Annotated in this window: 17 protein-coding genes; 5 read left to right on the plus strand and 12 right to left on the minus strand. The window is 55.8% G+C overall.

Annotation, left to right across the window (positions count from 1 at the left end; translation table 11 throughout):
- Positions 1–38: 38 nt before the first annotated feature.
- The 6 genes from gspD to ONV78_RS07320 all read right to left on the minus strand — a co-directional run bounded on the left by gspD (position 39) and on the right by ONV78_RS07320 (position 6,689).
- Entirely contained in the window at positions 39–1,982 is a 1,944-nt protein-coding gene (gene gspD, locus ONV78_RS07295) for a type II secretion system secretin GspD (RefSeq protein ID WP_127969579.1), read from the minus strand.
- Positions 1,983–2,045: 63 nt separating this feature from the next.
- On the minus strand, positions 2,046–2,882 hold the full coding sequence (locus tag ONV78_RS07300; RefSeq protein ID WP_216737088.1) for a type II secretion system protein N: 837 nt from the start codon (positions 2,880–2,882) through the stop codon (positions 2,046–2,048).
- A 6-nt stretch (positions 2,883–2,888) separates the two neighbouring features.
- On the minus strand, positions 2,889–3,638 hold the full coding sequence (gspN, locus tag ONV78_RS07305) for a type II secretion system protein N (RefSeq protein ID WP_279502227.1): 750 nt from the start codon (positions 3,636–3,638) through the stop codon (positions 2,889–2,891).
- Between the two features lie 380 nt (positions 3,639–4,018).
- A complete protein-coding gene (groL, locus tag ONV78_RS07310; RefSeq protein ID WP_127969577.1) occupies positions 4,019–5,668 on the minus strand; it encodes a chaperonin GroEL in 1,650 nt (549 codons plus the stop codon).
- 53 nt (positions 5,669–5,721) lie between these two features.
- Entirely contained in the window at positions 5,722–6,012 is a 291-nt protein-coding gene (groES, locus tag ONV78_RS07315; RefSeq protein WP_127969576.1) for a co-chaperone GroES, read from the minus strand.
- A gap of 170 nt (positions 6,013–6,182) precedes the next feature.
- Positions 6,183–6,689 (minus strand): FxsA family protein, encoded by a 507-nt coding sequence (locus ONV78_RS07320; protein ID WP_279502229.1) that lies wholly within the window; start codon positions 6,687–6,689, stop codon positions 6,183–6,185.
- Between the two features lie 315 nt (positions 6,690–7,004).
- Between ONV78_RS07320 and ONV78_RS07325 the strand changes: the two genes are divergently transcribed.
- Together ONV78_RS07325 and ONV78_RS07330 are read left to right on the plus strand one after the other, a co-directional pair.
- Positions 7,005–7,766 (plus strand): SDR family oxidoreductase, encoded by a 762-nt coding sequence (locus ONV78_RS07325; protein WP_216737091.1) that lies wholly within the window; start codon positions 7,005–7,007, stop codon positions 7,764–7,766.
- A 99-nt stretch (positions 7,767–7,865) separates the two neighbouring features.
- Entirely contained in the window at positions 7,866–8,186 is a 321-nt protein-coding gene (locus tag ONV78_RS07330) for an MGMT family protein (RefSeq protein WP_216737092.1), read from the plus strand.
- Positions 8,187–8,207: 21 nt separating this feature from the next.
- On the opposite strand, the gene ONV78_RS07335 is transcribed toward ONV78_RS07330, so the two are convergent.
- Complete coding sequence (locus ONV78_RS07335) at positions 8,208–9,788, minus strand: MFS transporter permease (protein WP_279502233.1); 1,581 nt, start codon at positions 9,786–9,788, stop codon at positions 8,208–8,210.
- A gap of 138 nt (positions 9,789–9,926) precedes the next feature.
- Positions 9,927–10,412, minus strand: coding sequence for a YajQ family cyclic di-GMP-binding protein (locus tag ONV78_RS07340; protein WP_216737094.1), 486 nt, complete (start codon positions 10,410–10,412; stop codon positions 9,927–9,929).
- 521 nt (positions 10,413–10,933) lie between these two features.
- Between ONV78_RS07340 and ONV78_RS07345 the strand changes: the two genes are divergently transcribed.
- Entirely contained in the window at positions 10,934–11,920 is a 987-nt protein-coding gene (locus ONV78_RS07345; RefSeq protein ID WP_127969570.1) for a response regulator, read from the plus strand.
- A gap of 517 nt (positions 11,921–12,437) precedes the next feature.
- On the opposite strand, the gene ONV78_RS07350 is transcribed toward ONV78_RS07345, so the two are convergent.
- From ONV78_RS07350 to ONV78_RS07360, 3 genes are read right to left on the minus strand one after another with little or no spacing between them, the layout of a single operon-like run.
- Positions 12,438–14,009 (minus strand): FGGY-family carbohydrate kinase, encoded by a 1,572-nt coding sequence (locus ONV78_RS07350; RefSeq protein ID WP_279502237.1) that lies wholly within the window; start codon positions 14,007–14,009, stop codon positions 12,438–12,440.
- Positions 14,006–15,658, minus strand: coding sequence for a glycerol-3-phosphate dehydrogenase/oxidase (locus ONV78_RS07355; RefSeq protein WP_279502239.1), 1,653 nt, complete (start codon positions 15,656–15,658; stop codon positions 14,006–14,008). Before ONV78_RS07355 ends, ONV78_RS07350 begins: the two co-directional genes overlap by 4 nt.
- Entirely contained in the window at positions 15,646–17,301 is a 1,656-nt protein-coding gene (locus tag ONV78_RS07360) for an FAD-binding oxidoreductase (protein ID WP_279502241.1), read from the minus strand. Before ONV78_RS07360 ends, ONV78_RS07355 begins: the two co-directional genes overlap by 13 nt.
- 217 nt (positions 17,302–17,518) lie before the next feature.
- Here ONV78_RS07360 and ONV78_RS07365 point away from each other — a divergent pair, with 217 nt between their 5' ends.
- Positions 17,519–18,562 carry an AraC family transcriptional regulator gene (locus tag ONV78_RS07365; protein WP_279502243.1) on the plus strand — a complete coding sequence of 348 codons (1,044 nt, stop codon included), beginning with the start codon at positions 17,519–17,521 and terminating at the stop codon, positions 18,560–18,562.
- A 32-nt stretch (positions 18,563–18,594) separates the two neighbouring features.
- On the opposite strand, the gene ONV78_RS07370 is transcribed toward ONV78_RS07365, so the two are convergent.
- Positions 18,595–19,398: a helix-turn-helix transcriptional regulator gene (locus tag ONV78_RS07370; protein WP_279502244.1), complete on the minus strand. Its 804-nt coding sequence runs from the start codon at positions 19,396–19,398 to the stop codon at positions 18,595–18,597.
- A gap of 146 nt (positions 19,399–19,544) precedes the next feature.
- On the opposite strand from ONV78_RS07370, the gene ONV78_RS07375 reads away from it, so the two are divergent.
- Positions 19,545–20,432: a hypothetical protein gene (locus ONV78_RS07375; protein ID WP_279502246.1), complete on the plus strand. Its 888-nt coding sequence runs from the start codon at positions 19,545–19,547 to the stop codon at positions 20,430–20,432.
- The last annotated feature ends 61 nt before the right edge of the window (positions 20,433–20,493 follow it).

Genomic DNA, 20,493 nt, shown 5'->3' on the forward strand with positions numbered 1-20,493 from the left:
AGGCGGCGGAGCCTGTCCGCCGCCTGAACTGAGAAGTACTACTGCTCGAACGCGTTCTCTCTGTATACGCTATCCATAGAAGGCTTGATCATGGTCTCTGCATGCTTATCGCCTTTATGATCGCGTTTGATGCTCAGGTTAAGCTCCCACAGTTGATCATACTTATCCTGGCTCGCCTTCTTGGCTTCTTCCTTGTTGCGCAGAATAGTCGGGCGCAGGAACACGAGAAGGTTTTGCTTGTCTTTTTCGCGCTTGGTGCTGCGGAACAGCGCGCCTAACAGCGGGATATCCCCCAGCAGCGGCACCTTGGCTTCTGACAGCTTGTAGTTCTCGCTCATCAGACCACCCAGCACGATAGTTTCGGCATTGTCCGCCAAGACGGAGGTCTTGATCTGACGCTTATTGGTGATGATATCCGACGCGCTTTCGTTGGAAGGCGCAATGGAAGAGGTTTCCTGTTCGATTTCCAATCTGACCAGATCGCCATCACTGATGCTTGGCGTCACACGCAAGGTCAAGCCGACGTCCTGACGCTCAATAGTAGTGAACGGGTTGCTGGTGCCGTCGGTGCCCGTGCCGGTCTGTCCGGTACGGAAAGGCACATTCTGACCAACGATAATTTCAGACTGCAGGTTATCCATAGTAATGATGCTTGGCGTGGACAACAGGTTAGCCTGCCCGCTGGTGCCCAATGCCTGAATCAAGGCGCCCCAACCTTTCTTGCCGTCAGCCTCGCCAATCGCCACGGCAGCGATATCGCCGCCAATGGAAGGCGTCGAGTTGCTGGCGATCGCCGCCAGTATCGCCGAGGCGGAAATGCCCACGTTAGTGAAGTTAGTAACGGTGGCCGGGCCAGACTTGCCAGTCAAATCCCCAGCGGCCATTTGCACGCCCAACTGACGACTCAGGCCATCGCTGATTTCCACAATCGCAGCCTCGATCAATACTTGCGCACGACGCACATCCAGCTGCTGAACGATCGCCTCGATTTCTTTCATCATGGAAGGCTCTGCACGCACGACCAGCGCATTCAAACCTTCATCAGGATAGATGCTGACTTTGCCGCCGCCAGGAGCCGCTGCCGCGCCCTCGCCTTTTGCAGGGGCAATATCGCCCATCAGGCCTTTCAGCAACTCAGCCAGTGCTTCTGCGTCAGCATGACGCAAATTGATAACCTTGGTGGTGCCGCTTACTGCCGCAGGCTGATCCAGCTTGGCGATAAGAAGACGCATTTTGTCGCGGAAGTTTTCGTCGCCTTTCAGAATCAGACGGTTGCTACGCTCGTCGGCTACAACGCTGAACTTGTTGGCGGGCCCTTTTGGCGCGCCTTTACCCAGCTCGGAAGGGGCCAGCTCTTCTAACAACTTAACCATGTCGCCAACCCAGGCGTCTTTCAGCTGAATGACTTCAAGTTGATAGTTAGAGGGGCTGTCGAGCTCACTGACGATGCGCTCAATACGGGCGATGTTATTAACGTGATCACTGATAATCAGAGCGTTGGCGGCGGCGACGCCGGCAAGGTGTCCATATTTGGCCACCATCGGACGCAGAATCGGCACCAGCTCAAGGGCGTTGGCGTTTTTGACCTGTATGACCCGGGTCACCAACTGCTCCTGCGGCACCGTCTTAAAAATCGAGGTGTTCTCCGCGGTTTGCTTGGCCTCGTTCTGCTGCACAATTTTGATGATTCCCTCGGAAGGAATCGCCGCGAAGCCATGTACGTTCAACACGGAAAGAAACATTTCGTAGACTTCATCACGCCCCATGGCGGCGTTCGAGACCACGGTGACTTTGCCTTTCACCCTGGGGTCGACTACAAAGCTGTAACCGGTGATGTCGGCGATTTGAGTAATGAAGGCGCGGATATCAGCGTCTTTAAGGTTGACCTTCCATGTCTGATCTTCGGCCCCCGCCACGCCGGAGAAAAAACCCGCAATCAACAACCAGGCAAATGTAAAGGCTCTAAAATGTTTCATGTCCATTCAACAATCTTTTTTTGATTTTCATTACTTTGAGGAAGTCGCTTAGCGCAGCGGGTAACTGGCTCAGCGTAATGGGTAACTGATAGTGAAAGTCGCCCCATCCCGTTCTATTTCCACCTCCAGCATGCCGCTTTCATACAGCTGCTGAATCATCTGTCTATCCTGCTCGATGTTGCCAAGGGTATGACCGTTCACCGAACGAATCACATCCCCTTTCTGCAGGTTCATGGCGCCCAACATTGGGTTATTGCCATCATACTGGTAGCCGGACGCTCCTTCGCCGCTACTCACTGGCGCCAGACCCACCGAAGCCAAGGCTCCGCGCGGATCTTCCTCCAATCTCTTCTGCGCGACGCTGACAAACTCTTCGGGAGAGTCAATTCCGCCAGTATTTTTGGGTCTCGCCACCTGTTCGATAGCGCTGCCCGCCACAGCGACGGAATCGTCAAACGCCAACTTCTCCAAGGCGCCATTCCGACTGATCAACACATGATCAGGAAACACTGCTGACAATTTGGCTCCGCCGGGCAGCATTTCATTAATACGATAATATTCGGCCGATTTTCCCTTTTCCGCAATGATAGCGCCCGACCCGCCCTCCTCACCGCCGACTACGACCCCATACAGGTCCAGTCTTAAGGCAGTGATTGGCGCGTCCACTTGGCTCAACGCCTTTTTAGCGGAGGCATCTTCCGCCTTGCCGAATAAATTCCATGCAGGATAGTTGGCCTGCATCGCCTGATTCTTGTTTGCATTCGCCACACCGCCGACCGGCATGACGATAATGTCCGGGGTTCCCACCCAAACGCCCCAGGTCACCCTTGCGGCTTGCCACGCCAGCGTTACGACTATGGCGAGCAAGAGCACCCAGGTTATCTTAGTAATATGGCCTGTCAACATGGGTCGTTAAAGTATCCGTTGCTGTACCCGGAAAACAATGTCGTCAGGATTCGCCTGTTTACTCCAGGGCGCGCCCGCCAGATCCAGCAACCGTTTGCGAATTTGTATCTTCGCCGTGCCGTCCCGCGTTACCTGAGCGCTCATAACGGGTTTGTTTTCCGTGCTATCCAGTACTTCCAGGTGAATTTCCTCACCCTCCTGTTTAATCAGCCCCTGCAACGGAGGCATTGTGGCGGTCTTGTTTTCCCGGCCCATCGGATAAGTAACCGGCCCGCCCGCCCACTGCGCTCGCCCTGAAGCTCGCACAGGAAGACCCGTATTGGTGTCCAGCGTCACGTCCAAGCCGCTTATCTTCAGCTCTCCGCTCAGATTCAGACGATGGCGGCGCAATGCCGGCGCCAGCGCCGCAAGATCCAGAGAACCGTCAGCAAGCACCCGGACTTGATCAAATCCATCCAGTGCGGCTTTGGCGTCAATATCGATTTTGTTGGCGCGAAAATTCAGCGCCAGAGCGTCGCCCATCATTAGCAGGCCAGATGGATAAACATCCCAATCCAGCACGCCGGTGCCCCAAGAATGAGAAATCAGCGCTTTGCCTTCCCAAAGCGTGCCTTGCAGCTTCTGCACCCGCACAGGAAGTTGGTTGGCGGGAACGCCGGCCTGACGCCACACAAACTCTACGGGCACGAGTAATACCAACCCCGCCAGATAGGTCAGGCCGCCAATAATAACCAATCCCACAATTTTTTTTATCACTTCTTTGGCCTACAACCTTCCCAATCAACCACTGAGCATATGCATACGCGCAATGGACTACATTCTAATTGTTGAATCGACAAACCCTACTACGCCAAGCCTCGGCGGCCATTATCACTGACCGGGCTCCGCCTCCGGGAGGTTTAAGACGACTGTCGCGAACAGCAGAATACTTTTATCTTCGCCTCAAAATACAGGCTATAAAATTTTTACATGGTAACAAAAGCATAGCAGTGTTTTCTAAAGAATATTTGCAACATTGGCAACGAGTTTGAGGTTAAACATTCTTAATAGACCCCACCATCCGCGTCAGGTTCTTCGCGCCATAAAAAAACCCGGCCGAAGCCGGGTTTTTTCCGCGGGAGCGTTATGGGGGATGATTACATCATGCCGCCCATGCCACCCATTCCGCCCATGCCGCCCATGTCTGGCATGCCGCCTTTCTTGTCGTCTTCAGGCAGGTCAGAAACCATACACTCGGTAGTGATCATCAGACCAGCAATAGACGCAGCGGACTGCAGTGCGGTACGGGTAACTTTCGCAGGATCCAGAATACCCATTTCCAGCATGTCGCCGTAAACTTCAGTGCCGGCATTGTAGCCGAATGCGCCTTCGCCCTGACGGACTTTGTCCACAACTACGGAAGGCTCGCCGCCAGCGTTAGCAACGATCTGACGCAGAGGAGCTTCCATCGCGCGACGCAGCAGGTTGATGCCTACGTTCTGATCAGCGTTGTCGCCAGTCAGGTCAGAAACGGCCTGCAGTGCGCGCACCAGCGCTACGCCGCCGCCAGGCACCACGCCTTCTTCAACCGCAGCGCGGGTGGAGTGCAGCGCGTCTTCAACGCGGGCTTTCTTCTCTTTCATTTCCACTTCAGTCGCTGCGCCAACTTTGATAACGGCTACGCCGCCAGCCAGTTTGGCAACACGCTCTTGCAGCTTCTCACGGTCGTAATCGGAAGAAGTTTCTTCGATTTGACGACGGATTTGCGCAACGCGCGCTTCGATGTCGCTCTTAGCGCCAGCGCCGTCGATGATAGTGGTGTTTTCTTTAGTAACAACAACACGCTTAGCGGTGCCCAGGTCATCCAGAGTAGCGCCTTCCAGGTTCAGGCCAACTTCTTCGGAGATAACGGTGCCGCCAGTCAGGATAGCGATATCCTGCAGCATTTCTTTACGACGATCGCCAAAGCCAGGCGCTTTAACCGCCGCAACTTTCACGATTCCGCGCATGTTGTTAACAACCAGAGTCGCCAGCGCTTCGCCTTCCAGATCTTCAGAGATCACCAGCAGAGGCTTGGAGGACTTAGCTACTGCTTCCAGTACAGGCAGCATTTCGCGGATGTTGGAGATCTTCTTGTCAACCAGCAGGATGAAAGGATCTTCCAGTTCAGCGCTCATGCTGTCCTGGTTGTTTACGAAGTAGGCGGACAGGTAGCCACGGTCGAATTGCATACCTTCAACCACGTCCAGCTCGTCTTCCAGACCACTGCCTTCTTCAACAGTGATAACGCCTTCCTTACCAACTTTTTCCATCGCTTCAGCAATGATGTTGCCGATGCGCTCGTCGCTGTTGGCGGAGATGGTGCCAACCTGGGCGATGGACTTGGAGTCTTCGCAAGGACGGGAGATGTTCTTGATTTCTTTGACCGCAGCGATAACGGCTTTGTCGATGCCGCGCTTCAGGTCCATTGGGTTCATGCCCGCTGCAACGGACTTCAGGCCTTCGTTCAGGATCGCCTGAGCCAGTACAGTTGCAGTGGTGGTGCCGTCGCCCGCTTCATCGTTGGTTTTGGAAGCAACTTCCTTAACCATTTGCGCGCCCATATTTTCGAACTTGTCTTTCAGTTCGATTTCTTTCGCTACGGACACACCGTCTTTAGTGACGGTAGGCGCGCCGAAGGACTTGTCCAGAACCACGTTGCGGCCTTTTGGACCCAAAGTGACTTTAACTGCGTCGGCCAGGGTGTTAACGCCCGCCACCATGCGCTTACGCGCGGAATCGCCAAATTTAACGTCTTTAGCTGCCATAACAAAATCCCATTACTTGTTAGTTGATGACAAAAGTCTTTAGTTTCGGAGTGTTAGCCTTCGACTACGCCGAAGATGTCGCTTTCGCTCATGATCAACAGCTCTTCGCCATCAATCTTAACGGTGCTGCCGGCATACTGGCCGAAAACCACCTTGTCACCGACTTTGACCGCCAACGGACGGACATCGCCATTATCCAAAATACGGCCTTCGCCCACAGCCAGAACTTCACCCTGTGAAGGCTTTTCTGCCGCATTGCCGGGCAATACGATACCACCGGCAGTTTTGGTCTCTTCTTCCTTACGGCGCACGACAACACGTTCGTGTAACGGACGAATTTTCATTTCGCTTTTTCTCCCAGTTAGAACATTTAACTAGCTGACTTTTTGGTTTTAAACAGCAGCCGGACATCCGGGTTGGACCAGGAACGCCGAGTGCTTAAATTGTGGAGGTTTAAATGGGGCCCGGGGCGAGGATTTCAACACCCCGGCTATAATTTTTTTAAATTTTTTTCCTAGTCCTCTCGGGTGTACTCGCCTTCAATCACTTTATCCCCGCCAGCGCCTTGCCGTGGGCCGCCAGAGGGATCTCCGCGGAAAGCGCCATCCCGTTCAGAGGTCGAAGAATAGGTCGTTTGACTATAACTGCGGCTTACTACTCGCCCGCTACGCAACAACGCGCCGCCAATACGGCCGATGAGCAACTTGCGCGTCAATGGCGTCAACAGAAGAAATCCCATGAAATCGGTCAAAAAGCCCGGCGTCACCAACATGGCTCCGCCAATCAACAGCGCTACGCCCTCCAGCATTTCTCCCGCTGGAGTCTCGCCCGCCTGCATTTTCGCCTGCAGACTGCTCAGCAGAGAAAATCCCTGCCGTCGCAGCATGGTCACGCCGACAAATCCGGTGACGATAAAAATCGATACAGTCGGCCAGAAGCCAATGGCGCCGCCGACTTCAATGATCAGATAAATCTCAATGAGCGCAATGATAGGGATAAGAAAAGGTATTCTGCTTAGCATGATTCCGTCGTTACATCAGCCAGTGTTATGCAGGTGGAAATCGGTTCCTGGACCGTTTGGTGGTCGGCGAAATTACTGCCATAATACTGGCTTTACGAGCGCCTCCCGGCGCAGCCGCAAACCCTAGAAAACCATATAATTCAATATAGTAAGCGGTAATTCAGCGTGGAGGAGTCCCGCCCCTGGCGGTCCGCTCCCCTCTATGAAGCGTATGTATCTTCACCTGTCGTTACTATAGATGGAGTTGTTTATTTCTATTTCAACGCGACGGACAAAGATTATTGTTTTTTCACTATCGAGAGAGTGGGACAAGTTATGCAATTGAAAGATTCTGTGGTTGTGATTACCGGTGGCGGCCAGGGCCTTGGCCGCGCCATGGCGCTGTATCTCGCCGAAAAAGGCGCCCGTCTGGCGCTGATCGACCTGTCAGAAGAGAAACTGCAGGAAAGCGTCGCCAAATGCGAGGAACTGGGCGCTGAAGCCAAGTACTATCTGTGCAACGTCGCCAAAGAGGCCGACGTTGAAAGCGTGTTCGCCAAAATTGCCGAGGACTTCGGCGGCGTCGATGCATTGATCAACAATGCAGGCATCCTGCGGGACGGTATGCTGATCAAGTATAAAGACGGCCAGGTCACTCACCGCATGAGCCTGGAGCAATGGCAGTCCGTCATCGACGTGAACCTGACCGGCGTGTTTTTGTGCGGGCGCGAAGCCGCCGCCAAAATGCTGGAAAGCGGTCGCAAGGGCTGCATCATCAATATTTCCAGTATTTCCCGCGCCGGCAACATCGGCCAGACCAACTACTCCGCCGCCAAAGCCGGCGTCGTGGGCATGAGCGTGAGCTGGGCGAAGGAATTGGCGCGCTTCGGCATTCGTTGTATGGCGATCGCGCCCGGCTTTATCGAAACGGAAATGACCGGCTCGATGAAACCCGAAGCGCTGGAGATGATGACCAAGCAGATTCCTTTGCGTCGCATGGGTCAGCCGAATGAAATTGCGCAAACGGTGAGCTTCATTCTGGAAAACGACTATCTTTCCGGCCGCGTCATCGAAGTGGATGGAGCGCTGCGTATCTAGCAAAAAGGGGCTTCGGCCCCTTGCTTTTTATCTCGCCGTAAAACAAACCTCGGCTTCTTTTTTTCTAGTAGATTCACTTACCCAACCAGCGTCGCCAATATGTCTGAACTTAGCCAACAGGAAAAACTGCAAGCTATCTGGTTCGTTGTCAGCCAGATTCCTCCTGGAAAAGTGGCGACCTATGGGCAAGTCGCCAGCTTGGCGGGGCTGCCGGGGTTGTCCCGGTATGTGGGATACGCCATGAAACAGCTTCCAGACGGCTCCAGTATTCCCTGGCACAGGGTTATCAACAGCCAGGGAAAAATCTCTTTCCCGCCAACAACCAAGTCTTTTTTCCGCCAGCAAAGCGCGTTAACGCAGGAGGGCGTCGAGGTTCACAACGGACGCATCCCCCTGAAACGCTTTCAATGGGCGCCCTGACTGAGCCAGCCGCCCTCGCCTTCACTTCAGAACGGCTTCCAGACGCACCCTCAGGAAAGTTAAAAAGATCAGGCTCGGCGTAATCATCAACGTAGTGATGATAAAGAACATCACCCAATCGCCATTGAGACTGTCCACCAACGCGCCGCTATAGGAGGCCAGCAAGGTTCGCCCCAAGGTTCCGAGGGAAGCCATCAACGCATACTGCGCCGCCGTGAAGGCGCGGTTGCACATGACGGACAGAAACGCCACAAAGGCGACAGTGGACCAGGCGGAGGTGAAGCCATCCACTACTACCGCCGACACCAGCATGGGCACGCTCGGCCCCACCATCGCCAGCGCTGCGAACATCAGGTTGGAGGCGGCCATAGCGATACCGCCGATCATCAGGCCTCGATATAACCCATAGCGGATATTGACCAGACTGCCCAATATTGAGAACACAATGGTCACCCACCAGGTAACCGCTTTGGAATAGATGCCAATTTCTTCGTCCGTGAAGCCCACTTCTTTATAGAAAACCACCGACATCTTGCCGAGAAAGGCCTCGCCGATCTTGAACAGGAAGATAAACAACAGAATCGACGCCGCCAATTGCACGCCATTGCGGCGGAAGAACTCCGCCAAGGGTTCGATAAACGTAGTGAGCAGCCAAATAAGCGCGCGTTGATCCCAGCGAATTGTGGAACTCTCAGGAGTATCCTCCACCGCTTGAGACTCCCAACGCCACAAGGTGCGGATCATCCAGGCCAACGCCGCCAGATCCGCCATGGCGATAAACAATGTCAACGGCGTGGATGCGCGCCACTCTTCCGCCAGCCCTGGCTTGCCGATAATGGACCACACCGCCAGCGCGATCATCACCATCAGGGCGACAAACATGGCGAGCGGCTTCGCCTCGCCTTTTGAGCCCAGTACCCGCGCATAACGGGATTCCGCCGCCTGCTGGCCGCCCTCGCGATTGTTGGTTGGCTCGCTGGCCGCCAGCCAGGTAAACGCCATCAGCAGAACGACTACGGCCGCCATCAACACATACATGTCGGCCCACCCCCAGTCCCAGCGCCCCACCAGAATAAAAGGCGCGGCGCCCAGACCGGCATAGCCTGTCCACCAACCGGCGGTGGCCATGGCGGACGCCGCCGACATCATCTTGCCGTCGCCTTCCGGGACCACATCGATGCGATAGGCGTCAATGGCGATGTCCTGGGTCGCCGCGAAGAACGCCAGCGCCAGGGCAATGGACTTGGCGAGCAGCAAGTCATCCGCCAGATCCACCCCTGACATCGCCCAGCAACATACCGCCACTAAAGCCTGCATCATCAGCACCCAACTGCGACGCTGTCCCAGCGCGCGAGTCAACCAGGGCAGGCGCACGCGGTCCGCCACTGGCGACCACAAAAAGTTGGTCGAATAGGCCAGAAACACCAGACCAAAAAAACCGATATCCGTGCGCGAATAGCCCACGTCCTTCAACCAGGCCGTGACCGCCGAGCCGATCATGACAGCGGGAAAGCCGCTGGAGATGCCAAATACAAAAATGGTCAACAGGCGTTTGTCGAGGTAATAGCGCACCCCGTCGCGCCAGGAGGACGGCGTTTCCAAGTTTCACAACCTTTTGTTTGCGGAAGAAATTCTGGCTCAGGATATAATCAGGCGAGGCAAAGCTCCAGCATCCTGAAGCTTACTATGTAGTAAGAATATGCGGTGAGAAAAGGCCGGCCAGAGACCGGCCCGAAAAAATCAGTCGCGGAAATTGTTGAACTGCATTGGAACGTCCAGGGACTCATCGCCGCGCAGCAACTGGATGGCTTCTTGCAAATCATCTCTTTTCTTGCCGGTAATACGTACTTGGTCGCCCTGAATAGAGGCCTGCACTTTCATTTTGCTTTCTTTGATCTTCTTGACGATGTCTTTCGCCACTTTCTGTTCCAGGCCTTCTTTCAGCGCGTAGGAGCGCTTCACTTGCTTGCCGGATTTTTGATCTGTTGAGTCGCCCAGTACGCGCAGATCGACTTTGCGCTTGGACAATGTGGTGTTGAGGATCAGCAGCATCTGCTCCAGTTGGAACTCCTGCTCCGCCGCCATTTCCACCGCTTTTTCAGCCAGAGTGAATGAAGCCTCGACGCCCCGGAAGTCATACCGCATTTCCAGTTCCCGATTGGCCTGGTCCACCGCATTGGTGAGTTCGTGACGGTCTATTTCTGAAACAATATCAAACGAAGGCATTCAATTCTCCAAATAGTCATTAACGTTTGCGCCCATCATACCCGCCCGCGCAGTAAAGGTCGCGCCTGGCGAGCGTGTTTCGTCGGCTCCGCGACGAATGCGGACTCACAGCAGTCTTCCTGGCCGACACACTAACAAATAGCTTTCCCGGCAACCCCCGCGGAGGCGATCCTGACGCGGCTGCATGCAAAACTGTAAACACAACGTTACACCTGGGCGTGTCGGCAAGATCCGCCATGTGTCCGATAGCAATAAACTACAAGCCGTTTATTATAACTCGCACGAAAAATGCAGCTATACTTCTGACAACTAAGTTATTTCAAATAAAGTCTTGCAAGAACGCACGTCCGGACCAGCCGCCCAGGCCTGACGGCGGGGCAAGCCCGGGCCGATTATCGCGGCCGGTTACGAAAGTTCTCTCTTCATACAACCCATCCCGGCGATCCCATCCGTCGGGGCGTTTATTGAACTATCGAGAATTTTTAAATGTATAACCAATAAGGTTGAACTGGACTTATTCCATGCCGAATCTAGATTTATCCATCCTTGTGGTCGACGACGCCAAATTCAGCAGCGCCATGATCGCCAAGACATTGAGAAACTCCGGTTATCATGATGTGCGTATCGCCCACAACGCCCCCTCCGCTCTGCAAATGCTTGAAGAACGCGCCGTCAGCGTATTAATCGCCGACTGGCTGATGCCCGAAATGGATGGGTTGGAATTGACGGCCAAGGTTCGGCAACTTGACGAGGCCAGTAATCACTTTACCTACATTATTCTGCTGACCGCCAAAGAAGGCGTGGAAGCACTGGCTGAAGCCTTTGATCGTGGCGTCGACGACTTTGTTTATAAGTCAGAGATGAACAAACAATTGCTGCCCCGCGTGTTCGCCGCAGACCGGATTTCCGATATGCAGAACACCCTGCTGGTGGCCAATCAACTGTTAATGGATAACATCAAAGAACTGCAGGAACGCAATGTGCTGGATCTGGCGACCGGTCTGGGCAATCAGGTGCTGGCTCGCGAACGCCTCACCGATACGCTGCGTCAAATGGAATCCCGCGGCGGCGCGGCAAGTTATCTGTTGCTGGGCATCAAGAACTGGCAGACCATCAAGAAGCACTTCAACCCGGCCATTCTTGAAGAAATCGCCAACGGCGTGTCTCGCCGTCTGCGCCATCTGACCCGACCTCTGGATACAGTCTGTCGCATCTCCGAGAATCAGTTCGCGGTCATTGGCCAGTTTTCCAGTCTGGAGCAGTGCACGACCAGCTGCTATCGCCGCATTCACGACGGCATCAACCTGAAGGCGTTCAAAACCACCGCGGGCTTCGTTTCCGTTCAGGCGGGCACCAGCGTGTGCGCCATCGACGGCAGCACCACGACGCCAAAAGCCCAGCAAGTGGAAAAAGTCGCCTTGCGCCGCCTGCAATACGCCTACGAGACCGCCACCATCGCTCTGGCGCTGTGGCCGGAAGTCAGCGACGAAGCCAAAGACGCAGAATAACCTCGTCTCGCAATCAATCCTCGCATGATCCGAGGCGTCACCATAAAAAAACCGGGACAGTTTTCCCGGTTTTTTTATGTCTGCTCGACAATCTTCATCAGCTTGGCTTCGAAACTGCCAGAAAACCACTGTTTACGTAACCCCCTTATTCCAATCGGGTTATAAACTTAAAGCCCTTTCTGGCCGGGCATAACAAATACTTACGTCAATAACAGAAATGTTTCAGCAGCCGCTCCGTTATATTCTTTTGTTACAAAAGCAAAACAACCCATTACTCAAACACAACTGAGATTCGGGCCGGCAGACACTAAGATTAAATCGTGGATTTGAGTAGTATCCCCCACTTAGAGCAGGGGGGTTAAGTAGTACCCCCTGCTTCTTTTGGGATTCAGATCTCCAGGTTTCCTTGCCTTTTTGTTTCATTTTTATCCTTAGCAGGTTTCTTTGGGGTGACGCAGTTTGTCGCCCCGTTTTGTTTATATCTCCCCGCTAATTTTCGTCTTCATCACATCGCAATCTAACCCGGATAGCCCGTTATCTCCCTGATGGATTGATAGAGAGGCTGCAACTGCCGGTACATTTTCAAGTACACCTCGGAATATAAACGCTCATATACGCTTACCACCTCTGGTCGCGGCTGAAAGGTTTCCCCTACCCGGGTCATGGCTGCGATGGCGGTGTCAAAATCCCGATGCACGCCCAGTCCTACCATCGCATCAATGGCGGCGCCCAGCGCTGATGTCTCATAGGTATGAGGGCGCTCCACCGGAAGGTTGAAGATATCCGCCGTCAACTGCAAAGCGGCGTCGCTCTGCGAACCGCCGCCGGATACGCGTAACACGCGCATTTTGACGCCGGACTTCTTCTCAATTTTTTCCCGCCCTTCCCTCAGCGCATACGCCAGTCCTTCCAAGATCGCACGATACATATGAGCGCGGGTGTGCACGTCGCCAAAACCAATAATCGCTCCTTTCGCTTCCGGTCCCGGGCTGCGTACGCCGGGGGACCAATAGGGCTGTAAAGTCAGCCCCATAGAACCCGGCGGGACGGCGTCGACCAGCTCGTCGAACAATTGCTCCGGCTCAATGCCCCGTTCTTTCGCTACGCCTTCCTCGCGCAGACCAAACTCTTTCTTGAACCAGCTCACCATCCAAAAACCACGATAAATCATGACTTCCGTACAGTAGCGTCCAGGAATGGCGGAAGGATACGGCGGCATATAAGGAATGGCTTCCACATACTTGGCGTTAGTGGCGTTAATCGTGGCGGTGGTGCCGTAACTCATGCAGCCGATGTGAGGGGCGGAGCCGCCCGAACCAATAATCTCGCAGGCTTTGTCGGACGCTGCAGCGATAACCGGCAGACCAGCGGGTAATCCTAACCAAGCCGCGGCGTCAGTACTCAACGTTCCCGCTGGCCGCCCCGGCTCCACCAATTCAGGCAATTGCTCCGGGCATACTGGCATCGCGCGCCACTTCCAGTCTCGCGCCGGCGCCCAGCGTAGCTTTTTATAGTCAAAGGGGATGTATCCCACCTGACTGCCGATGGAGTCCACATAATTTCCGGTCAGACGAAAATTCAGGTAACCCGAAAGCAACAGAAACTTGTGCGTACGCCGCCAGAGGTCCGGTTGCTGCTGCGCCAGCCAGTTGGCCTGGGTCTTTTCCCGAAAGCGCTTGACGGTTTCCTCTACCCTGGCGACTTTGAACAATACATCCCAGACGCCGCCCAATTTATCCTCCGCCTGCGCATGGCGCTGATCCAGCCAGATGATAGCGGGGCGTAACGGCGTCCCATCCCGATCAACACAAATGACCGTGCCGCGCTGCGTCGTCACCGTGACCGCCGCGACCTGTTCGGGCGCCACCGGACTGTCGCGCCACATCAGACGACAAGCCTCTCCCAACGCTTCCCAATAATACTCCGGACGCTGCTCCGCCCAACCTGGCTGCTCTGAGAAATAAGGCTCTATAGGCTGCTTGCCTTTAGCGACCACATTGCCAAGGTCGTCGATCAACAGGGCGCGCACACTCTGAGTGCCGTTATCGATGGCCATTACGTAGGTGCGGGCGGATGCGGCCGTGGTCATGCCCCACTCTCCTCAGTCTTGCGTTGTGCCCGCGCCGCCTCATTGTTCGTCGTCATTCCAGGTACGCCAAAGTGGCGCTGAAACAGATTCCGGTAACGGTTCGCCTCGTCACGCCAAACCGCCTCCGACCAGCCGAGATAACGCTGACACCGCCGGCCGATTTCCTCCAGCATGGCCTCTGCGCCGTTCGGCGCCAGCAGGCCCAGACGGGTGCGTCGCAACATCAGGTCATCCAGATGAACCACGGATTCATTTTGCAGCGCGTGATCAATCTCTCCCCAGAGCAGATTGATTCCGGCGATAGGCCGCAGGCGCTCTTTGTCCTTCTCCAACATTGCGGCCCCCGCAGAGCCGTAGCGTCCGCATAACCGCCGATACACCGACGCCGAGACGCCGCAATCCGGGCTGTATGGCGGCGCGCCATTGGCGAATACTCGGGCGTCCGAAGCATTGAAGGCCACACCGTCGAGATAGCAGGCCGCTTCCTGCAACACATCCAAAGCAATCAATCTGAATGTGGTCAGCTTGCCCCCGGCGACGGAAATCAGTCCATTATCATTCCAAATCGAATGTTCGCGCTTTTCCTTGGAGGGGTCCGCCGCGCCGCTGGATACGACAGGGCGAATACCGGAGTAAGTACACATGACCTCCTCCGGCTGCAATCCTAAGGACGGAAACATATGGTTCACGCCGCGCATCAAATACCCCATTTCGGCGGCGCTGATGCTGACATCCTGCTCCATATCCTGCGTGTGATCGAGATCCGTGGTGCCCACCACGGTGACGCCTTCCCAGGGAAACGCGAAAACGGGACGCTTATCATCCGGGTGAAATCCGCTCACCGCATAGGCGACCGGCAGTCGCCAGTGAGGCAGAACCAGATGACTGCCGCGCAGAGGCCGTATTTGCGCATCGCAGCCTTCCTGCACGCGTAATTGATCGGACCAGGCGCCGGTGGCGTTCACCACGACCCGCGCCCGTACTTCGCAATTGCGGTCGGCGATGGCGTCATGCAGCACCACTCCATGCATACGTCCGTTGACGCGCACAATTTCTCTGGCGCCGCAGTAATTCGCCGCCACGCCCCCTTCCGCCACGCCCTGGCGCAGAATTTTCAGCACCAGCCGGGCGTCGTCCGTCACTGCATCGCCAAAGCGGCTAAGACTGCGCAGCCCCTCAGCGTTTATGCCCGGAGCCAGATAAGCAGCCTGTTCCGGCGCAAAGGCTTCGTGATTCCGCGCGCCCGCCATGCGGTCGTATACGTCCAGCACCCGCTGAAAAATAAAACCCGGGGGGAATTCGCCACGATAATGCCCCATCAAAAAGTTCAGCGGCTCCACCAGCCCGGGCGCTTCTTCCAACAGACGCTGCCGCTCGCGCACGGAGTGACGGGTCAGCGAAAGCTGCCCCGAGGCGAGGTAGCGTAGCCCGCCATGCACCATTTTCGATGACTTGCTGGAAGCGCCCCAGGCGAAATCGCGCTTTTCCACCAGCAGCGCCTTCAGGCCATATCTTACGGCTTCCCTCAAAATACCCGCGCCGGTGACACCGCCGCCGACAATCACCAGGTCCCAGACATGCTTGCCAGACTCCAGCATCTCCCAGAGTTTTTCTCGTTGCTGTGGCCGCCAGTAGCTCAGGTTGTCCATACATCACCCCGTTTGGCGGCTTTTTTAGCGGCGGTTTGCGGCTCCTCCACACTGGCGATCAAGGTTCCCGGGTTCATCAGCTGTTGCGGGTCGAACTCGCGACATAAAGCCGCGATCGCGCACATGCCCAGCTCTCCTTTCTCCACCGGCAGGTAAGGCGCATGATCTTTACCCACGCCGTGCTGGTGACTGATGGTGCCGCGATTGTTGACAATCATGTCGGAAGTGGAGGTTTTCATGCGCTCCCAACGCGCCAATGTTTCCTCATAGCTGGAGCCGGATTTGAAAACATAGGTGGTATATATGGAGCAGCCCTGTCCGTAGAAATGCGACAAGTGAGTGAACACATGCACCCGCTCACCTTCCCGCTCCAGACCTGCCCGTAGATTGGCTTCGATTTTGTTGAGCAGGTGATCGACATTATCCCAGTCGGTGGCGGTTTCCAGGGTGTCCACCACATAGCCGTCACGCCATAGCGCTTCGCGCAGGTAAGGCATCAGGAAGCGTTTTTGCGCCCATTTACGTCCCAGTAACGTACCCGTGTTGACGCCCTGCCGACGCTTGATCAGGGCATTGAGCTGGCTCCTGGCGGCGCGACACTGCTCGGTGGTTCCGGTCACGCCGACGGTCATCATGCATTTGCCTTCCCCTGCCCCGCGCCACTTCAGATAGCGCTCCAGCCATTCGATCTGTTTGGGATGTCCCGCCAGCGCCAATTGTGTTTCCGTCTCTACCGCGTTGCTGACGCGCAGCATGGACAACTGCACCTTGCCCTGAACCAGCTCGCGGGCGGCGTTTTTGGCCTGAGTCCAGGAGGGGAATACGATGACGTAGAAATCTTCTTTTTCCGCCAGGGGCGTCACCCGCACTTTCACTTCCGTGAGCACTCCCATGCGCCCTTCCGACCCCAGAATGATTTCACGAATATCCGGCCCCGCCGACGAGGCGGGAAAAGTGGGGATATACATCGTTCCCCGGGGCGTCTCGACGCGACCGCCGGCAAACAGTTGCTCGATACGACCATAGCGCAGGGACTGCTGCCCGCTGGAGCGGCTGGCCACCCAACCGCCCACCGTGGACAGTTCAAAGGATTGCGGAAAGTGTCCAAGGGTATACCCCCGCGCCCGCAATTGCGCTTCCAGATGCGGGCCAGGCGTCCCAGCCCCGAAAGTGGCGAGCTGACTCTCTTCATCCAGCTCCAACAGACTGTTCATACGCCCCATATCCATCGTCAGGATGGGCTTGTCCGAGTCAAACGGGTTGATGTGTCCCGCCACGCTGGTGCCGCCGCCGTAGGGAATCACCACGATGTCTCGCGCCAGACAGAAGTCCAGCAATTCGCGCACGTCTTCTGAGCTTTCGGGAAAGGCCACGCCATCAGGGAAAAACTCGAAATCGCCGCTGCGCATGGCCAGCCAGTCCGGCAGACTTTGCCCCCGCGCATGTCTGACGCGAGTCTCGGCGTCAGTGGTAATCAGAGGATGCGCAGGCAGACGCGACGGCGGCGTTCGCGCCAGCACGCTCTCCAGCGACGCGTCAGCGAGCGGCGTCGCCTTGCCAACGCGTTCATGTAGAAACCCAACGCCGCCCGGCGGCAGCTCCATCCCATTATTTTCGTCGCCCCAGCCATTCCAACGCCGCATACTTGTCTCCCGGTGTGAACCTGTTTCTTACGCTGTCTGCGTCCGTCAATAGCGGCGTCGCTAATTCGACGGACCCCGGCCCTATGATCTGTCGCCATTTCGGGCCTGTTCTCTGCGGCATATACTAATTAAAATCCGTCGTCAGTCACTGTCGGATTAAGACAGCCCCGGTATCATTTGGCGACATGCGTCAATAAACGATGTAATAAACTAAGAAATGAACGCCAACCAGCACTTGGGATTCGCCTCCGTTCCCGCCGTTAATCAATATTTGCGCTTCGCCGCCGACTCTGGCCTGGACTGCGAGCGCGCCCTCGCCGCCGCCGGCGTGGACCCGGTGATCCTGCAAGGCGGACAGAATCAACGCATTAATGGCGATCAATTTCAGTCTTTGTTGCGCGATCTGGCGCAGCAGGCTCAGGACCCATTATTGGGACTGAAGAGCGGCGGCTATGTGCAACCCGGCTCCTATAGCGTGCTGGGCTATATCGTCATGAGTTGCAGCACCTTGCGGGAGGCGGTGGAGCGCATCATTCCCTTTGAAAAGCTGGTTGGCGACATGGGCGTCACCAGTCTGACGCAAGAAGGCGCGCAGACGCTGATTCGCTGGGACTGCGCTTATCCTGATCCAGACGTGCGCCCGCATATGATCGCCAATGTGCTGGCGTCCTGGGTCAACTTCGCCCGCTGGCTCGCAAACGCGGACAACGCCGCGCCATTGCAGGTTCTATTTGAACACCCGTCTCCCGGCCCTGAATTCGAACCCGCCTACCAGCGCGCTTTCCAGTGTGAGGTCATCTTCGACAGCCCCGTGAGCGGACTGGTGGTGAACGACAGGTTGTTGGACACGCCTTTACGGCAGCCGGATCTGTTGCTGCGGCAAACGTTGGAAAGCCACGCCAGCGCTCAAATCAAAACGCTGGATGAAGAAGATCTAAGCTTATTGACCCGTGTGAAGAACGCCATTCGCCACCAATTACGCCATGGCGTCAGCCGTCAGGATATGGTGGCGGAACGGCTTGGCGTCACCGCCCGCACGCTACAGAGACGGTTGAGCGAATCCCACAGCAGCTACCAGCAGTTACTCGACGAGGTGCGCCTGGAGATGGCGCAGGATATGCTGGCCCACTCCGACATCCCCATTCCGGATATCGCCCGCCAGCTTGGATTCGCGGAAGTGCGCTCCTTTCACCGCAGCTTTAAGAGTCATACGGGAGTGACGCCCGGCGAATTCCGCGACAACGCCGGCGCGCCATCTTGATTGCCTCACACCCAGGCGCTAACTGAATCCGCTTAAATTTCCTGCTTCGGTATAGCGGCCAGAGCATCCTCAGGATTCACCTCTAACTGCGCAAACCAGTCAAAGGGGCTCAAACACAGCGTCCATTTTACCGGAACCAGCTGATCCGCCGGCAGCAGCCGTTCGTCCTGATACGCGCTGCGCCGCACCTGGCGGACCAGCTCTTCCATATCCCGTCGCCAGCGCTGCAGGGTGCTTTGCGAGATGCGCCGAAATCCACTGTCAAACAGTCGGTCTTCCTGCTCATATTCGTCCAGAACCTGTGACAGGAAACGGCTGTTCATGCCTTTAATGTGTTCATGCAACGCGCCTCCCAGAGGAAAGCTCAAATGCCCCTCCACTCGCAGCCGAATCTCCAGTCCCTGCTTGATATCCAGAAAGCGCCAGACTTCCAGCGCGCGTAGGAAAGCGTACATCTGCGCCTGCGATAGACCATGACGCGCCTGAATATCGGTGACGCTGTACCCCTGCGTGAGCAGAAACAAAATATTGAAATGGCTGATATGGGACGCCAGGAAGCGCTCCTGTTCCGGGGTGATCTGAGTGAGGGGTTCCTGACGATTGCGCGCCACCAGCATCAGATCAAGGAGAGAGACGCCTATCGCCTCGCAAATTTTCTCCAACCTGCTCAAGGAGCAATCCTGATCACGAAAAAGCCGCTTAACGCTCTGCTCCGAAACGCCTAATATTTCCGCCAGGTCGCGGTAAGTGAACCCTTTGGCTTTCAATGCGGTTTTAAGTACAGCGATCAGTTCTGATCGATCGCTGCTCTGATTAGCTGCCTGTTCTTGCTTCATATGACGCCATCCTTCCTATGTCGCTTCAAGCAGGAAAAAGATACACATACTGTCACTTCAATATCCCGCAGTTTTAAAAAGTCACACAAAAACATAACCTGAGCGCATTCAAACGACAACCTAATTGTTCCGTCTCAGGAGATAACATGCATTCTCGACTTCTCAGCCTGCTCGCACTCGCCACCCTGCCCTTCGCCGCATCAGCGGAGACTGCTGCGCCTTCGCAACCCTCTCTCCAGAATGTCTGGACTGCTTCCGGCTTCGACCAGCCGGAATCCGCGATTTACGACCGTAAACGTCATCAGATTCTGTTATCCAGCATGAATGGGGGCGCTGACGCCGCCAATGGACTGGGTTATATCTCCGTACTGACGGAGAACGGAGACATTGTGAAAAAGCACTGGGTGCAGGGCCTGAATGCGCCCAAGGGCCTGGGCGTCTATGGCGACCACCTTTATGTGGCGGACCTGACCCGGGTCTTGGATATCGACATCACTACCGGAAAAATCGTTCATACCTATGAAGCGCCGGAGGCCAAGTTTCTCAACGATGTGGCGGTCACCGACAACGGCGATGTCTATATTTCCGACCTGTTGGCGCAGCGTATTTACCGCCTGCATCAGGGCTCCCTGGAAATCTGGCTAAGCTCTGCGGAACTGAATTTCCCCAATGGTCTATGGGCGCAGCACGATCGCCTGCTGGTAGCCGCCTGGGGCCAGGATCTGCAGGCGGACTTCAGCACACGCATCCCCGGCCGCCTGAAACAGGTTCAGCTGTCCGACAAACGCATCAGCGATTTGATTGACGACCAGCCGCTTGGCAACCTGGACGGCGTCACCGACGATGGCGCAAACGGCCTGCTGGCCACAGATTTCATGCGCGGCCGTCTGTTCTATTTCAGCTCCCTGGACAGGGCGCCGGCGGAATTCGAACTTACTCCCGGCAGCGCAGACCTGGACTATATTCCGGAACAAAAACTGGTGCTGATGCCGCTCATGTGGAAAGGCGAACTGGCGGCCTATCGACTGCCTTAGGCCTCAATTCCCTACTATCTGGTTGCGCCAGGGCTAAAACCCGGCGCAACTTTGCTTCAGA

Source organism: Hahella sp. CR1, from assembly GCF_029813005.1.
Lineage (GTDB): Bacteria > Pseudomonadota > Gammaproteobacteria > Pseudomonadales > Oleiphilaceae > Hahella.

What these genes read in the sequence shown, in the direction of transcription:
- ONV78_RS07320 (WP_279502229.1), bottom strand. Translation starts at nt 6,689, where the DNA reads ATGCTAAGCAGAATACCTTTTCTTATCCCTATCATTGCGCTCATTGAG.
- ONV78_RS07325 (WP_216737091.1), top strand. Translation starts at nt 7,005, where the DNA reads ATGCAATTGAAAGATTCTGTGGTTGTGATTACCGGTGGCGGCCAGGGC.
- ONV78_RS07330 (WP_216737092.1), top strand. Translation starts at nt 7,866, where the DNA reads ATGTCTGAACTTAGCCAACAGGAAAAACTGCAAGCTATCTGGTTCGTT.
- groL (WP_127969577.1), bottom strand. Translation starts at nt 5,668, where the DNA reads ATGGCAGCTAAAGACGTTAAATTTGGCGATTCCGCGCGTAAGCGCATG.
- ONV78_RS07345 (WP_127969570.1), top strand. Translation starts at nt 10,934, where the DNA reads ATGCCGAATCTAGATTTATCCATCCTTGTGGTCGACGACGCCAAATTC.
- ONV78_RS07370 (WP_279502244.1), bottom strand. Translation starts at nt 19,398, where the DNA reads ATGAAGCAAGAACAGGCAGCTAATCAGAGCAGCGATCGATCAGAACTG.
- ONV78_RS07360 (WP_279502241.1), bottom strand. Translation starts at nt 17,301, where the DNA reads ATGCGGCGTTGGAATGGCTGGGGCGACGAAAATAATGGGATGGAGCTG.
- ONV78_RS07365 (WP_279502243.1), top strand. Translation starts at nt 17,519, where the DNA reads ATGAACGCCAACCAGCACTTGGGATTCGCCTCCGTTCCCGCCGTTAAT.
- gspD (WP_127969579.1), bottom strand. Translation starts at nt 1,982, where the DNA reads ATGGACATGAAACATTTTAGAGCCTTTACATTTGCCTGGTTGTTGATT.
- ONV78_RS07350 (WP_279502237.1), bottom strand. Translation starts at nt 14,009, where the DNA reads ATGACCACGGCCGCATCCGCCCGCACCTACGTAATGGCCATCGATAAC.
- ONV78_RS07300 (WP_216737088.1), bottom strand. Translation starts at nt 2,882, where the DNA reads ATGTTGACAGGCCATATTACTAAGATAACCTGGGTGCTCTTGCTCGCC.
- groES (WP_127969576.1), bottom strand. Translation starts at nt 6,012, where the DNA reads ATGAAAATTCGTCCGTTACACGAACGTGTTGTCGTGCGCCGTAAGGAA.
- ONV78_RS07340 (WP_216737094.1), bottom strand. Translation starts at nt 10,412, where the DNA reads ATGCCTTCGTTTGATATTGTTTCAGAAATAGACCGTCACGAACTCACC.
- ONV78_RS07375 (WP_279502246.1), top strand. Translation starts at nt 19,545, where the DNA reads ATGCATTCTCGACTTCTCAGCCTGCTCGCACTCGCCACCCTGCCCTTC.
- ONV78_RS07355 (WP_279502239.1), bottom strand. Translation starts at nt 15,658, where the DNA reads ATGGACAACCTGAGCTACTGGCGGCCACAGCAACGAGAAAAACTCTGG.